The sequence below is a fragment of the Paeniglutamicibacter sp. GQ140 genome, from assembly GCF_059759235.1.
In genome coordinates this window covers 43598-58135 of the sequence record NZ_JCAXDW010000002.1, presented here as the reverse complement: position 1 = coordinate 58135, position 14538 = coordinate 43598, and the positions used below count along the sequence as shown (strand labels likewise).

General features: G+C 67.9%; 15 protein-coding genes. 3 read left to right on the top strand and 12 right to left on the bottom strand.

Going from position 1 to position 14538, the window contains the following annotated elements:
• Positions 1–104: 104 nt before the first annotated feature.
• The 5 genes from AC6CHY_RS02975 to AC6CHY_RS02955 all read right to left on the bottom strand — a co-directional run bounded on the left by AC6CHY_RS02975 (position 105) and on the right by AC6CHY_RS02955 (position 5064).
• Entirely contained in the window at positions 105–692 is a 588-nt protein-coding gene (locus tag AC6CHY_RS02975) for a GNAT family N-acetyltransferase (protein WP_498225387.1), read from the bottom strand.
• An 89-nt stretch (positions 693–781) separates the two neighbouring features.
• A complete protein-coding gene (locus AC6CHY_RS02970; RefSeq protein WP_217389220.1) occupies positions 782–1597 on the bottom strand; it encodes a carbohydrate ABC transporter permease in 816 nt (271 codons plus the stop codon).
• Positions 1594–2517: a carbohydrate ABC transporter permease gene (locus tag AC6CHY_RS02965; protein WP_217389221.1), complete on the bottom strand. Its 924-nt coding sequence runs from the start codon at positions 2515–2517 to the stop codon at positions 1594–1596. Before AC6CHY_RS02965 ends, AC6CHY_RS02970 begins: the two co-directional genes overlap by 4 nt.
• Positions 2492–3856, bottom strand: coding sequence for an ABC transporter substrate-binding protein (locus AC6CHY_RS02960; protein ID WP_217389222.1), 1365 nt, complete (start codon positions 3854–3856; stop codon positions 2492–2494). Before AC6CHY_RS02960 ends, AC6CHY_RS02965 begins: the two co-directional genes overlap by 26 nt.
• An 80-nt stretch (positions 3857–3936) precedes the next feature.
• Positions 3937–5064: a PfkB family carbohydrate kinase gene (locus AC6CHY_RS02955; protein WP_498225386.1), complete on the bottom strand. Its 1128-nt coding sequence runs from the start codon at positions 5062–5064 to the stop codon at positions 3937–3939.
• Positions 5065–5332: 268 nt separating this feature from the next.
• Between AC6CHY_RS02955 and AC6CHY_RS02950 the strand changes: the two genes are divergently transcribed.
• Positions 5333–6685, top strand: a complete 1353-nt coding sequence (locus AC6CHY_RS02950; protein WP_498225755.1) for a 6-phospho-beta-glucosidase — start codon at positions 5333–5335, stop codon at positions 6683–6685.
• Positions 6686–6779: 94 nt separating this feature from the next.
• Here AC6CHY_RS02950 and AC6CHY_RS02945 read toward each other — a convergent pair whose 3' ends face one another.
• The 5 genes from AC6CHY_RS02945 to AC6CHY_RS02925 form a co-directional block, all read right to left on the bottom strand.
• Positions 6780–7862 carry a carboxylate-amine ligase gene (locus AC6CHY_RS02945; protein WP_498225385.1) on the bottom strand — a complete coding sequence of 361 codons (1083 nt, stop codon included), beginning with the start codon at positions 7860–7862 and terminating at the stop codon, positions 6780–6782.
• Positions 7863–7874: 12 nt separating this feature from the next.
• Positions 7875–8360: a hypothetical protein gene (locus AC6CHY_RS02940; RefSeq protein ID WP_217389225.1), complete on the bottom strand. Its 486-nt coding sequence runs from the start codon at positions 8358–8360 to the stop codon at positions 7875–7877.
• Positions 8361–8593: 233 nt separating this feature from the next.
• The gene (gene abc-f / locus AC6CHY_RS02935; RefSeq protein WP_217389226.1) at positions 8594–10240 is read right to left on the bottom strand and encodes a ribosomal protection-like ABC-F family protein; all 1647 of its coding nucleotides are present in this window, start codon (positions 10238–10240) and stop codon (positions 8594–8596) included.
• 58 nt (positions 10241–10298) lie between these two features.
• A complete protein-coding gene (locus AC6CHY_RS02930; RefSeq protein ID WP_498225384.1) occupies positions 10299–11306 on the bottom strand; it encodes a D-alanyl-D-alanine carboxypeptidase family protein in 1008 nt (335 codons plus the stop codon).
• Between the two features lie 64 nt (positions 11307–11370).
• Positions 11371–11580, bottom strand: coding sequence for a DUF4287 domain-containing protein (locus AC6CHY_RS02925; protein WP_418888837.1), 210 nt, complete (start codon positions 11578–11580; stop codon positions 11371–11373).
• Positions 11581–11877: 297 nt separating this feature from the next.
• On the opposite strand from AC6CHY_RS02925, the gene AC6CHY_RS02920 reads away from it, so the two are divergent.
• Together AC6CHY_RS02920 and AC6CHY_RS02915 are read left to right on the top strand one after the other, a co-directional pair.
• The gene (locus AC6CHY_RS02920) at positions 11878–12243 is read left to right on the top strand and encodes an SPW repeat domain-containing protein (protein ID WP_217389229.1); all 366 of its coding nucleotides are present in this window, start codon (positions 11878–11880) and stop codon (positions 12241–12243) included.
• A gap of 88 nt (positions 12244–12331) precedes the next feature.
• Entirely contained in the window at positions 12332–12844 is a 513-nt protein-coding gene (locus tag AC6CHY_RS02915) for a GNAT family N-acetyltransferase (protein WP_217389230.1), read from the top strand.
• A gap of 107 nt (positions 12845–12951) precedes the next feature.
• On the opposite strand, the gene AC6CHY_RS02910 is transcribed toward AC6CHY_RS02915, so the two are convergent.
• Both AC6CHY_RS02910 and AC6CHY_RS02905 read right to left on the bottom strand, forming a co-directional pair.
• Positions 12952–13404 carry a MarR family winged helix-turn-helix transcriptional regulator gene (locus AC6CHY_RS02910; RefSeq protein ID WP_217389231.1) on the bottom strand — a complete coding sequence of 151 codons (453 nt, stop codon included), beginning with the start codon at positions 13402–13404 and terminating at the stop codon, positions 12952–12954.
• Positions 13397–14500 carry an LLM class flavin-dependent oxidoreductase gene (locus tag AC6CHY_RS02905; protein WP_217389232.1) on the bottom strand — a complete coding sequence of 368 codons (1104 nt, stop codon included), beginning with the start codon at positions 14498–14500 and terminating at the stop codon, positions 13397–13399. Before AC6CHY_RS02905 ends, AC6CHY_RS02910 begins: the two co-directional genes overlap by 8 nt.
• Between the last annotated feature and the right edge of the window lie 38 nt (positions 14501–14538).

Genomic DNA, 14538 nt, shown 5'->3' with positions numbered 1-14538 from the left:
CCCCTCGTGCTTTGACCGGTGTGGCTGCCGGGAATGGAAACCCTTGTTTTCAGCGTAGGCGACTACCGCGCACATGCCCATGGATTGCCGGGGCGGCGCGGTTCCTAGCCGGGGTTCGGCGGTTCGGGCCGGGAAGCCAGCCAGGATTCACGGGTGATCGCGTACTCGACGTCGCCGAACTCGTCCCCGGCGATGCGCACCGGCCAGTCGGCGACAAAATGCCGGACCAGGTCCATCCCGCATTTCTCCATGACCAGCCGCGAGGCGATGTTCACCGCCATGGTGCTGGCGACGACCCGGGTGACGGCAACGGAGTCCACCGTGAAGGCATGGTCGATCAGCGCGCGGGACCCCTCGGTGGCAAGCCCCAGGCCCCAGTACGCGTGCTTCAGCCGGTAGCCCAGCTCCGGTTCGTCCGCCGGGTGCCCGGGCTCGGGGCGCAGGTGGAACCACCCGGCGAAGTCACCGGTGCCGCGCAGCTGCGCCACCCAGAAGCCGAAGTCCGGCCCCCTGCGGTGATACGCCAGGTAGGCGGGAATGTAGTCGGCGACGACTTCCTCCCGCGGGGTCGGCACCCCGTCGGTGATGTAGCGCATGACCCGCGGATCGGAGTCCAGGTCGACCAGCAGCCCGGCATCGTCCGCGGTGAATTGGCGCAGGACAAGCCGCGGGGTCCGCAACAGGATCTTCATGGGTCCATTGTGCGCTTGCCGGGCCCCTAGCCACAGGGCCGGCCGGTTCGGGTCCGGGCGGATTCCCGCCCCGGCCCCGGCGGACGCGCCTACTCCTTGACGGCCCCCTCGAGCATGCCCTTGATGAAGTGGCGCTGCATCAGGAAGTAGAGCAGGACCACCGGCAGCGCGACCATCACCGCGGCGGCGGCCAGCAGCGCGGTGCCCTGGGTGTACTGGCCCTGGAAGAAGGCCAGGCCCAGCGGCGCGGTGCGGAACTCCCCGGAGGGGGACATCACCAGCGGGATCAGGAACTCGTTCCAGGTCCACATGAACATCAGCACCACCATGGTGGTGATCGCCGGGCGGCCCATGGGCACCAGGATGGAGAAGAGCATCCGGCCCTTCGAGGCGCCGTCCACGCGCGCGGCATCCATGATCGAGGGGCTCACGCTCTTGAAGTAGGCGCGCATCCAGTAGGTGCCGAAGGCGACGGACTGGGCGACCTGTGGCAGCGCCACGGCCCAGATGGTGTCGGTGAGCCCGAGGGTGCGCAGGTCGAAGAACAGCGGCACGATGATGGCCTCGGCGGGCACCATGATGCCCAGCAGGAAAAGGTAGAACAGTGCCTGCTCGCCGCGGAACCTCATGGTCCCGAACGCGTAGCCCGAAAGGATGGAGAGCACCACGGCCAGGGACACCACGACCAGGGCCACCAGCACCGAGGTGCCCATGTACTGCCCGAATCTCCCCTCCACCCAGGCGGTGGCGAAGTTCGACGGGTGGAAGGCACCCTCGCGGGCTGCGGAGGCGTTGGCCGGGCCGAACGCGGCGGCCAGGATGGAGGCCACCGGGGTGAGCACGATGAGGGAGAATCCGATGAGGATCGCGTAGTTCAGCGTCCGCTCGGTGGCCGAGACCCTCATGCGCCGCGCTCCGAGATCCGGTTAACGGCCAGGGTGACCAGGAAGATGATGACGGTCAGGGTGACGCCGATGGCCGCGGCACTGCCGACCTGCCCGGTCTCGAACGCCCGCCGGTAGACCTCGTAGCTGGGCACCGTGGTGGAGGAGCCGGGCCCGCCGGAGGTGGTCATGTAGATCAGGTCGAAGGTCTTCAGCGAGGCGACGATGGTCAGCGTGAGGGCCACGGTGAGCTCGGCGCGCACCGAGGGGACGATGATGGCGAGGAACTCGCGGATCGCCCCGGCGCCGTCCAGCCGGGCGGCCTCGAAGAGCTCGGCCGGGATGCGGGCCATGCCCGCGAGCAGCAGCACGGTGACCAGCCCGGTGGACACCCAGGAGCCGATGAGCCCGACCGCGGGCAGGGAGAAGGCGTAGTCCCCGAGCCAGGGGCGGGTGAGCGCGTCCAGTCCGACGGAGCGCAGCGCGGAGTTCAGCAGCCCGTCGGGGGCGTAGATCTGCTTGAAGGCCACGGCGACCACCACCATGGCAATGACCTGGGGCAGGAACACCAGGGTCCGGAAGAGCGGCAGGCCGCGGACCTTCGCCCGGGTCAGCACCGCGGCCAGCACCAGCCCGACGCAGCAGGGAAGCACCGCGTAGAAGAAGATGAAGGCGCCGGCATGGCCGAACGCGGCGCGCAGCCGCGCGTCGGTGAGGATGTCGGCGTAGTTCCCCGCCCCCACGAACGTTGCAAGACTCAGCCCGTCCCAGTCGAAGAGGGACAGGTGCACCGCGCGGGCCAGCGGGTAGAGCATGAACGCGGCGTAGATCGCAAGCGCCGGCGCGATGAAGAGATAGGGCGTGAGGCGGTGCCCCTGGCGGGCCGAGTGCCTTCCCGGCCCGCCGGCGGCGGTGTTACTTGCCCTGGGTAAAGCCCGCATAGTCAGCTTCCATGGCCTCGGTGAAGGCCTTCGCGTCGATCCGGCCGTCCAGCAGGCCCTGCAGCGAATCGCCGAGGGTCTCTCCCATGGTCGGGGTCGCGTAGTCCAGGTACGGCAGCAGCACCCCGTCGGTGGTGACGGCCTCGAACGCGGTGTATACGTCCTTGAGCACGCCGGAGGCGGGTGCGTACTTCTGTGTGTTGACCACCGGGAGGTTCCCGGTCTCGGCCAGCACGGCCATCGCCTCGTCGTTGGTGATGAAGTCGATGTAGGCCGCGGCCAAGTCAGGGTTCTTGGTCTTGGCCGTCACGGTGAACGGCAGCCCGGTGCCGCCGGTGGTGTGCGCGCCCGCTTCGGCGGGGGCAGCCGGTGCGAAGAACCCGACGTCCTCGCCCATGGCGTCGGCCAGGTCCGCTGCCATCCAGGAGCCGCCCATCAGGAAGACCCCCTCGCCCTTGGCCAGCTTCTGCCAGGCGGCATCGTATTCGGTGCCGTTGACCCCCTGGTTGAAGTAGCCCTTGGCATTCCAGTCGGCCAAGGCGGCGGCCGCGGCCTCGTTCTCGGGGGTGGTCCAGGAGGCGCCGGCGTTGCCGAAGCCAAGCTTCTCGATTTGCCCGGCCTCGACCTTGGCGCCCTGCAGGGGTCCGAAGACGTGCCCGGCGGGCCACTTCTCGATGTTGCCCAGCAGCAGCGGGGTCTCGCCCTTGTCCTTGGCGGTGGTGATGGCGGACTCGAATCCGGCCCAGTCGGCCGGGACCTCCAGGCCCAGGGATTCGAGTTTCTTCTTCGAGTAGAAGACGCCCACCACCTCGCCGACCTGCGGGAGCCCGTAGACCGAGCCGGAGCCGAAGGTGGTCCCGTCGGCGGAGTACTGCGAGTACTTCAACACGGAGGCCGGGTAGCGTTCGGTCCAGCCGTAGGCGGCCGCCCAGTCATCGAGCGGCAGCAGCTGCCCGGCCTTCACGAACGCTCCCATGGTGTTGCGGCCATTGTTGGCCTGGACCACGTCGGGGGCGTCGGTGCCGGAAAGGGCCAGGCGCAGGGTCTTGCCCAGGTCCTCGAAGGACTGGGAATTGCGCTTGATTTTCACGTTCGGGTACTTGGCCTCGAAGGCGGCATTGAGCTTGGTCATCTGCTCGTTCTGTCCGCCGCGAACCTCCTGGTCCCAGACGGTGAGCGTCTGCTCGCCCATCTTGGTGACGTCCTTTTCGACGGCGGTCCCGGCGGCCGGGGCGGAAGGCGCTGGCGCCTCCGAGCCCGGCGTGCAGGCCGAAAGCGCCAGTGCCAGTGCCGCGACGGCGGCCAGGGCCAGGGTGCGGGTTGTGCCTCGGGGTTTCATGAGGGTCCTTTCAAGACGGTGCGGGGGTGCTGGATGTTGCGGCAGGCTTCGACGGCTGCCGGCATGGCGGGAGATCGGGGTCAGCGGGCCGGGGGCAGGGGGTGGTTTCGGTGGGGCCGGTAGTGGGCCTCGGCCTCGGTCAACAGCCCAAACGTGGCCTCTGCCCGGCGGACCGCATTGGGCTTGTGCTCCGACAGGACCTCGTCCAGGAAACCGTAGCGCCTGGCGATGTCCTGGCACTCGGCGTTCTCCCGGGCCCGCAGCTTCTTGGACTCCCACCAGTCGGCGATGTCGCCCCAGCCCGGCGAGGCCAGGGAACCGCCGAAGTGCTTCACGGCCAGTGCGGAACAGAGCGTGGAGAAGAGCAGTCGCTGCTCCAGCGGCCAGCCGGCCAGGGTGCCGAGCACGATGCCGGCTGAAAACACGTCGCCGGCACCCGTCGGGTCGATGGCGGGCACCGGCAGGCTGGGAACCCGGGCCCGTTCGCCGGTGGTGGAGTCGATGGCGATGGCCCCGTCCACGCCCTGGGTGATGACCACCAGCGGGGTGCGTGTCGACAGGGCCTCGAGCGCGGCCTCGGGGGTGTTGGTGCGGGAGTACGCCATGGCCTCGACGTGGTTGGGCAGAAATCCGTGGCAGAGCCCCAGGTCCCCGAGCATGGCCGGATCCCATTTCTCCGTGGGGTCCCAGCCAACGGCGGCGAAGACCTTGCCCTGGGCAGGGGAGCTGGACACCCACCACGGCGCTTCGTCCCCGGGCAGGGCCAGCTCTGCAATCATGGCCTTGGAGGTGGGCGGCGTGCCGATGAGCTCCTTGGCGCTGATGGGCATCGGGTGGCCATGGGTGACCATGGACCGGTCCCCGTCACGGGCCAGGGACACGGTGACCGCCGAGTGCCACTCGGGGAAGATCCGCGAACGGCTCAGGTCTATGCCCTCCTGCTGCTCGAGCAGCGACCAGGACCAGGCGCCGTAGGCATCGTCCCCGAAACCGGCCGAGAGCCCGGTGGCCAATCCCAGCCGGGCGGCGGCCACGGCAAGGTTGGCGATTCCACCGGGGACCGAGCCCATGCCCTCGGCCCAGACCTCGGTTCCGGGTTGCGGGGCGGTAGGCAGGCCGGTGAAGATGATGTCGAAAAAGAGCGACCCGGTGAGGAAGAGATCGAGGTCGGTGCCGGATGCTTCGTCAACCACTGTGTTCCCCTTCATGTGCCCCGCCTTGGCGCTGGCTGGGCGGGTCGGGTCGGCGCGCACCGGCAGGCCGACGGCGCAGGGCCGCTGGGAGCCGCCTTGGTTTGGACGGTAGCATGCGCCCGGGGACGGTACAAGCGCATGAAAGTGCACGTCGAAGCCCCTTGGCCACTGTTACTCTGGGCCCATGGCCCTCGGCGCGACCGCGGCACTGGCGGGCCCGTCATCGGGCGCCGAGGCCGAAACCCCGGAGCATCCGGAACCCAGGAAGCGAAGTGATAGAGGCATGAAGCTCACCATCATCGGCGGCGGCGGATTCCGGGTGCCGCAAATCTTCGAGGCGCTCTCGGGCGGGGACGACCGGGCGCGGATCACCGAGTTGTGTCTCTTCGACACCCACCCGGAGCGGGTGGCAGCCATTGAAGCCGTCCTTGCCCAGCTGGCCCCGTCCTTGCCCAGACCCCCGCGGGTCACCACCACCGCCGGGCTGGACGAGGCGGTCACCGGGGCCGCATTCATCTTCTCCGCCATGCGCATCGGGGGTACCGAGGGCCGGATCAAGGACGAGCGTATCGCCCTGGAGCTGGGCGTGCTCGGCCAGGAAACCACGGGTCCCGGCGGGCTGGCCTACGCCCTGCGCACCCTGCCCCACGCCCGCGACCTTGCCGAGCGCGTGGCCAGGCACGCCCCCGAGGCAACGGTCATCAATTTCACCAATCCGGCGGGCATCGTCACCGAGGCCATGCGCGAGTCGCTGGGGGACAGGGTCGTGGGAATCTGCGACACCCCGATCGGACTCATGCGCCGGGCGGTGGACGCCATTGGTTCCACCCCGGAGCAGGTCGACTTCGACTACGTGGGCCTGAACCACCTGGGCTGGTTGCGCAGCCTTGAGGTGGACGGGGTGGACAAGCTGCCCGGGCTCCTGGCGGACGACGCGGGGCTGGAGAAGATCGAGGAGGCCCGGCTCATGGGCTTCGACTGGATCAGGGCACTGGGCGCGATCCCCAACGAGTACCTGTACTACTACTATTTCCAACGCGAGGCCACGGCGCGGCTGCGCGGCTCCGCGGAGACCCGCGGCGAATTCCTGCACCGCCAGCAGTCGGGCTTCTACGAACAGGCCTGCCAACACCCCGACAGTGCGCTGGAACTGTGGCACCGGACGAAGCACGATCGCGAGGCCAGCTACATGGCCGAAAGCCGTCCCGAAACCGAGCGCACCGGCCGCCAGGCCTCGGACATCGAGGGCGGGGGATACCAGCAGGTCGCCCTGGACCTGATGACCGCCCTGCTCGGGGGCAAGCCCGCAACCATGATCCTCAATGTTGCCAATCGCGGAATCGTTCCGCAGTTGCCCGATGACGCGGTGATCGAGGTGCCGTGCACGGTGAGCGGCTCCGGCATCGTGCCCAAGCGCATCGCTCCTGTCGCCGGCGAGATGCTCGGGTTGCTGCAGCAGGTCAAGGCCGTCGAGCGGCTGGCCATTGCCGCATCCAGGGAAGGCAGCCGGACGCTGGCCTGGCGGGCCCTGGCCGCCCACCCGTTGGTGGACTCGATCACCGTGGCCAAGGCACTGCTTGACACCTACCGGGAGCAGATCCCGGGGGTGGCCGAGGCCTTGTCCAGTCGTGCCTGAATCTTCGGCCCGCGGGCGGCTGGGCGTCCTGCCGGCGCCACCGTGCGGTGGGAGCCGGCGGCGCCCGGTTGCCCCGGGGCGCACGGGAAAGCCTTCAGTCCAGGAGCCGGGCGTCGGCCTCTGCGAGCACCGCCTCGAAGCCGCCGGCACGGAAGCTGCGGCGCTGGGCCACCGCCCCGTTGCCCTCGCGCATGATCCTGGCCAGCCCGGTTCCCACGTATTCGGTGTCCCCGGTCGCCTCCAGCTCGGCGCCGATGTACCGCAGCAACGCATCCAGGCTCCGGTCCATGCTGCACTTGGAGCCGGTGAGAAGGTCGTAGTGGTTTCCGCGGATCCCGAACTTGGCCGCCTGCCACTGGGCCATGTCCACGGCCTCGGGCGGCGGGTTGGGGACGGGCCGGGGGCTGTGGATCCCGGCGGAAACCAGGGCGCGCATGACCAGTGCCAGCAGGACGGTGTTGGAGGTGCCCACCTGGGCGTCGGCCACCCTGATCTCCAGGGTGGGGTAGCGGGTGGAGAGCCGCGCGCCCCAGCAGATGTGTCCGGCGTCCAGGACGACGTCGGAGCCGAGCATGAACTCCATCCGCCGCAGGTAGTCCTGCGCATCGGTGAAAAACGGCGGGATGCCCTGGATCGACCAGCGCCGGTACTGGATGCTGCGCCAGGATGAGAAGGAGCTGTCGGCACCGCGCCAGAACGGCGAGTTGGCGCCCAGCGCGGTGAGCAGCGGAAGCCACGGCCGCAGTGAGTTCAGGGCCTCGACGCCGGAGGGCAGGTCCTCGATGCCCACATGGACATGCACGCCGCTGAGGTAGTGCTCGGCGGTGATGCCCCCGCAAAACTCGTTGATCGCTTGGTAGCGTTCGGAGGCATGGATGGCCCCCGGGCCCAGGGGTATCTGCGGCGGGGAGCCCAGCCCGATGAGGTAGAGGCCCGCCTCGCGTGCCACTTTCGAGAGTTCCCGGCGGGTGGTGGACACCGCCTCGATGGCCTCTTCGCGCCGCGTGCAGATGGGGGTGTTGCTCTCCACCTGGCAGGCCATGAACTCCGGGTGCATGCGGCTGCCGCCGCCGGCAACCGCCATCAGCGCGTTGTAGACGTGGCGCCAGGGAATGGCCGGCAGAGCGGTTTCGGGATGGATGAGGAAGAACTCTTCCTCGATGCCGAAGGTGCGCACCTTGTGCTGGTCCTACTCGGGAGAGTCCGTGGCCCGGTGCGGGGGCCAGACGGGGTTCCCGTCGTTGGCCGGAGCGGATCCGCCGTCGATGGGCAGCTGCCCGGCACCGGCCAGGCGCCGGCGGTCACCCCGTGCGACCTTCGTGCCGATTGCGGCTTCCTGCGGCGCCACCCGGTAGTTGACGTAGCGCGGGTTCTCGGAGGCGAGCCTGACCGCCTGGCGGTCATCGGGCACGTGGGTGGTCAGTGTCCCGCCATACGATTCGCACCGGCCACACCAGAACTCGACGTCCCAACAGGGCGGCTGGACTCGCTGGCTGTCGAGCAGCAGGGTGACGTTTTCGTAGACCAGGAAGTCATCGGATGCGCAGCGGTCACAGGTCGGCGCCTCATAGGACGGTGCCTTGCCCGATTGCGTGATCCAGGCCCCCGCGGATGGTACGGCCTGTCCGGAAACCACCGGGGAATATGACGCGCGCTTGGGAACCGACTTCTTCATGGAGGCCACCTTGGACGTACCGACAGGGGAGTAGGCGCACACGTGGTGCGCCTAGTCCATCATGTTCCGGGCTCCGCTGTTACACAATGATTCGTCGGTGCAGGTGCGCACCCGCCCGGTAAACCCTGCGCGGGCTGTTGGGAAATTCGCGATATGGGTCCCGCGGGGGGCGCCCCGTGTTTCCCGACCGGCGGGAGCGGCATCGGCCATTCCCGCTGCCGGCCAGGCAGCTGTCAGGAGTTGATGCCGACGTGGACCTTCCCCGCCTCGACGTGCCAGCGCGCATCCAGGCGCACGTTCTCCAGCAGGCGGCGGTCGTGGGTGACCAGCAGCAACGCGCCCTCGTAGGACTCCAGCGCCTCCTCGAGCTGCTCGATGGCCGGCAGGTCCAGGTGGTTGGTGGGCTCGTCCAGCACCAGCAGGTTCACCCCGCGGCCCTGCAGCAGGGCCAGGCCTGCCCGCGTCCGCTCGCCCGGGGACAAATCCCGCACCAGGGATGCGCTCTGGTGGGCCTTGAGCCCGAACTTGGCCAGCAGGGTCCGGGCCTCGGCGGGGGACATCTCCGGGACCGCGAGCTCGAAGCCCTCGCCCAGGGTGGTGTCCTCGTCCAGGTAGCTGCGCGCCTGGTCGATTTCGCCGATGGCCACCGAGGAACCCAGCGAGGCCGACCCGGAATCCGGGGCCAGGTGCCCCAGCAGCAGCTTCAGCAGCGTCGACTTCCCGGCGCCGTTGGGCCCGGTGATCCCGATGCGGTCCCCGGCGTTGACCTGCGCGGAAAGCGGGCCGAAGGTGAAGTCCCCGCGGGTGACGGAAGCCTCGTTGAGCGTGGAGACCACGGTGGAGGAGCGCGGGGCGGCGGCAATCTCGAATTGCAGCACCCACTCCTTGCGCGGCTCGGCGACCTCGTCCAGGCGCTTGATGCGCGATTCCATCTGGCGCACCTTCTGTGCCTGCTTCTCCGAGGACTCGTTGGAGGCCTTGCGGCGCAGCTTGTCGTTGTCGGGATTCTTCTTCATCGCGTTGCGCACGCCCTGGGAGGACCATTCGCGCTGGGTGCGGGCCCGGGAAACCAGGTCCGCCTTCTTGTCGGCGAACTCGTCGTAGGCCTCGCGCGCGTGGCGGCGGGCGATGGCCCGCTCCTCCAGGTAGGAGTCGTAGCCCCCGTCGTACACCGCCACCTGGTTCTGCGCCAGGTCCAGCTCGACGATGCGGGTCACGCAGCGGGCGAGGAACTCGCGGTCGTGGGAGACCAGTACGACGCCGGTGCGCAGCGAGGAGACGAAGGACTCGAGGCGTTCGAGCCCCGCCAGGTCCAGGTCGTTGGTCGGTTCGTCAAGCAGCACCAGGTCGAAGCGGCTCAGCAGCAGCGCGGCCAGGGCAACGCGCGCCACTTGCCCGCCGGAGAGCGCCGTCATCGGGGTGTCGGTGGGCAGGGTGAAGCCCAGCTCCGCGAGCGTTGCCGGTGCCCGGTCCTCGAGGTCCGCCGCTCCGGAGGCCATCCAGTGCTCGAACGCGGTGGCATAGGCGTCGTCGGCCCCCGGGGCCCCGGAACCCAGGGCCTCGGCGGTGGATTCCATGGCGGCGGTGGCCGCGGCACAGCCGGTGCGCCGAGCCAGGTAGCCCTCGATGGTTTCGCCCTCGGTGCGCTCGTGTTCCTGCGGCAGCCAGCCGATGAACGCGCCGTCCGGGGCGCTGGAGACGGTGCCGGCCAGGGGTGCGTCCACCCCGGCGAGCAGTCGCAGCAGTGTGGACTTGCCGGCCCCGTTGGCACCCACCACCCCGATGACGTCCCCGGGGGCGACGGTGAAGCTGAGGGAAGAGAATAGGGTCCGGTTGGCGTGGCCACCGGCAAGGTCCTTGGCCACGAGTGTTGCAGTCATTGGACCAGTTTAGTTTCCCGCGGCCCCTTGCCCGTCATCGGTCCCCGGCCGCCACGTTTCAGCGCAGGTAACGTGAACTCATCCAGCCGGTGCTGCCTCCGTGTCGGGTTTGGATCCAGGTGCCCGACTTCTTACCCGTCGGCCGGACCTTGGCGCCCCGGGGGACGGTCTTGATGATGCCGCCGCCCAGCGACGGGCTGCGGCGCAGGTTGAGGTTCGCGGTGGTTGTCTTGGTGCCCTTGGCGGTTGTGGCCCGGGGGCTCGAGGCCACGCCATAGTGGTGTTCGAGGGTCCTGGCCTTGGTGCGGTAGAGGTGCTTGGCCTGCGCGGGGCCGACGTAGCGGAAGTGCCACGGTTCGTGGTTGTATCCGGTGATCTCCTCCATGCCCTTCGGGTAGCGCAGGATGAATCCGTGTTTCGGTGCATTCCTCGCCATCCAGGAACCAACCTTGGTGTTTGCGAAGCACGCCCGCAGGGCGCATGCGCGGCTGTGGTTGCCGACATCGATGGCGAGGCCGGTCTGGTGTTCGGAGGTTCCGGGCATGGCAACGATGCGCTTGGCGTAGGCGGAGCCGTAGGCCCGGGTATATTCGTCGGCCAGCCCCTGTTGCACCGCGTAGGAGCGGTATCCCGACGTCAGCTTGATGTTCACGCCGTCCCGGCGCGCGGCGGCGGCCAGCTTCCCGTAGGCCTTGGCCGCCTGCGGCTGCAAGCGGATGCCGGTGCCCGGAACGGCAACCAGCCGGGGGACGAACTTCCGGGGGACCAGCGGATATTGCTTGTTTACCAGGACATTGGCTTTTGCCGGGTCGCGAGGCGGCTTCGGCTTCTTGGCCGCGGGTCCCCGGACAGTGGCCGGCGATGTGGACGACGGCAGGACACTGGACACGTGGGAAGCGGCACCGGATGGGACTGCCAGTGCCGGCGGTGCGGACATCGGAGCCAGGAGCATCGCGAACACGAATGCCGCTGCGCCAAAGGCTGCGGGTCGTTTGTACGCAGGGGTCATCTCGTCGAACTCCATCTGGTGTGCGTTGCGGATCCGGGCCGCACAGGTGCGCTCCACGGGGATTGAATCTGAGGCCAGCCGAAGCGACCGGGGGTGGCGGGGTGCCGGAGGGTCGGCCGGGCTAGTGGGCGTGTTCGTTGCGGAACACGTGAACCAGCGCGTTGGCGTGGCCGTGGCCGATCCCGTGTTCGGTCTTGAGCCAGTTGACCTGTTCGAGGTGCTTTTGGCCGGAAACCTCGGCCAGGAGATCCATCCAGTGCTCGACGGGCTGGCCGTAGGTGGCTTCGATCGACGGGAAATACGACTTGGGTCCCTTGACTGGTTCGCTCATGGCGTCCATCGAACACTGTTTGGCCGCAAGCCGCAATAGGGATTTGCGTTCCCACTCCCGAAATGCCCGCGCAACGTGCGCGGGTCGTTCTTCATCCGAGGCGGGCCGGGCTCCGGACCGTGACTTTGGACCCTACCCGAGGCCGGAATCCGCGGGCAGTATGAAATTACAGCCGAAGGGGCAACGCGGCCTGTGTTTTGGGGCCCGTTGAACCGTCGGTGCCCGCATGGGCAACCTTCGCGATTCCGGGGATTCCGTGGATCGGGGGATTGACGTAAGACAAAGGAGATCTGGACCATGAAGCGATGGACTGCATGGCAAAATTGGGTCGCCGTGGCCGCTGGCCTTTACACGGTCTTGGCCATGACCTGGACAACGGATGTGGGATCCTCGGACGCTTACATGCTTACCGGTGGTATCGCCCTGGTTGTCATCGGCGTGATCAACCTGGCAGCACCGGGCATGCCGGCGGCCGAATGGGTTCAGCTGGTCGTGGCAGCGCTGGTTGTTGCCTCGCCGTGGATGGGCAGCTTTGCCGAGGGCATGCCTGCCGTAGCATGGCACACCTGGATTCCGGGTGTCGTTGCCTTGGTTGCCTCGGCAATGGCGATCCAGCCGGCGATGCGCGTCTACCACGAGCATCATCCCATTGGCTCGCACTAGTCGAACAAGACTCAAGGGCCCGGTCGTCGACCGGGTCCTTGAGTGCGTCCGGGGCGTTTTTGGGCACGTGTGGCCATAGGCTGGGAACATGAGGCTTCGAAGTGAGAAACCAGCAGACCGGCAGGGCATTCGCGACCTTACCGTCCGCGCATTCGCAGACCCGGACGCCGCCCGGGAACCCGGGGAAGCGACACTGCTGACCGAGCTGTATACCTGCGAGGGCTACCTTCCGGAATATTCCGTGGTGGCGGAGGTCAACGGCCGGCTGGTGGGCCATGCGATCGCCACGCGCGGGTGGCTCGATGGGGACATTCCACTGCTCGGGCTTGGACCGCTGTCGGTGGAGCCGGCCCACCAGAGCCAGGGGGTTGGAACCGCGCTCCTGACCGAGATCCGGGATCGCGCCGTCGAGCACGGAGAACGCGCCATCGTGTTGCTCGGAGAGCCCGACTACTATCGTCGCTTTGGCTACGCCCCGGCCATTCCCAGCGGCATCATTCCGTCGGATCCGTCCTGGGGCGATTACTTCCTGGTGCTGAACCTCTCCACGATGCCGCTGCCCAAGGGCAATTTCCGCTACGCGGAGCCGTTCGGGGTCTAGCGAGGCTCCGCCGGGCGCACCATGGCACGCAAAAGGCTCCGGTTGCCAGCGGGAATATAACTTCGCTGGCAACCGGAGCCTTTTGCGTCCGGGGGAGGACCCGGCGATTACGGTGCTTCGACGTGCAGGCGCAGTTTGTTGGCCAGTTCCTGCAGCGTCGCAAATTCCTCGGCGGAGAGCGCGGTGCCGATGAGTTCGTGAATGCCCTTGACGTGTTCGCGGCCCATGGCCTTTTGCAGCCTGGCCCCTTCCTCAGTCAGGGTGATGAGGACGGCGCGTTGGTCGGTGGGATCCGGCAGGCGCGAGAGCAGGCCCTTCGCTTCCAGCCGGTCGGCCATGCGGCTGAGGCTCGGCTGGGAAATCAGCAGGTGCTGATTCAAGTCGGAGAGGCGGCTGCTGCCGGCCGGACACCTGGACAGGTTGAACAACACGTCGTATTCGCGGGTGCTGAGCTCCTTGAACTCCGGTAGCTTCTGGATCTCGCGCATCACCGTGACCTGTGCCCGGAACAAGGCCTCCCAGGCGGCTGTCGAGGCCCGCAGCGAGGCTGGACTAGGCATTGTCGCGCCCTGCTGCCAGCTTGGCGTCACGGGCGGCCACGCGGTTGGCGTGGGTCGGTGCCTCGGGGTGGTCGGCCGGCTTGCGGCTGGCCAGCTCCTTGCGCAGCGTCGGCAGCACCTCTTCGCCGAAGAGGTCGAGCTGCTCCAGGACGGTCTTGACCGGCAGGCCCGCGTGGTCGACCAGGAAGAGCTGGCGGTGGTAGTTGCCGAATGCCTCCTGGAAGGTGAGGGTCTTTTCGATCATTTCCTGCGGCGATCCCACGGTGAGCGGGGTCTGGTCGGTGAAGTCCTCCATCGACGGCCCGTGGCCGTAGACCGGGGCGTTGTTGAAGTACGGGCGGAATTCGTTCTTCGCATCCTGCGAGTTCTTGCGGATGAAGAACTGTCCGCCGAGTCCCACCATGGCCTGGTCGGCGCGGCCGTGGCCGTAGTGCTCGTAGCGCTCGCGGTAAAGGTTGATCAGCTGGATGTAGTGTTCCTTGGGCCAGAAGATGTTGTTGGCGAAGAATCCGTCGCCGTAGTATGCGGCGATCTCGGCGACCTGCGGGGTGCGGATCGATCCGTGCCAGACAAACGGTGCCACGTCATCGAGCGGGCGCGGGGTTGAGGTGAAGTTCTGCAGCGGGGTGCGGAACTTCCCTTCCCAGTTCACGGTGTCCTCGTCCCAGAGGCGGCGCAGCAGGTTGTAGTTCTCGATGGTCAGGTTCACCGAGTCCTGCATGTTCTTGCCGAACCACGGGTAGACCGGGGCGGTGTTGCCGCGCCCGAGCACCAGGTCCACGCGGCCGTCGGCCAGGTGCTGCAGCATCGCGAAGTCCTCGGCGATCTTCACCGGGTCGTTGGTGGTGATCAACGTGGTGGCGGTGGAGAGGATGATCTTCTCTGTCTGCGCCGCGATGTAGGCCAGCGTCGTGGTGGGGGAGGAGGAGAAGAACGGGCGGTTGTGGTGCTCGCCGAGGGCGACAACATCCATGCCGACCTCTTCGGTCTTCTTGGCGATGGCAACGATGTCCTTGATGCGCTGCTGCTCGCTAGGAGTCTTGCCGGTGGTGGGGTCGCGGGTGATGTCGCTGACTGAGAAGATGCCGAACTGCATGATTTCCTCCTGATGGGATGGTGGACTTCGCTCTGGTT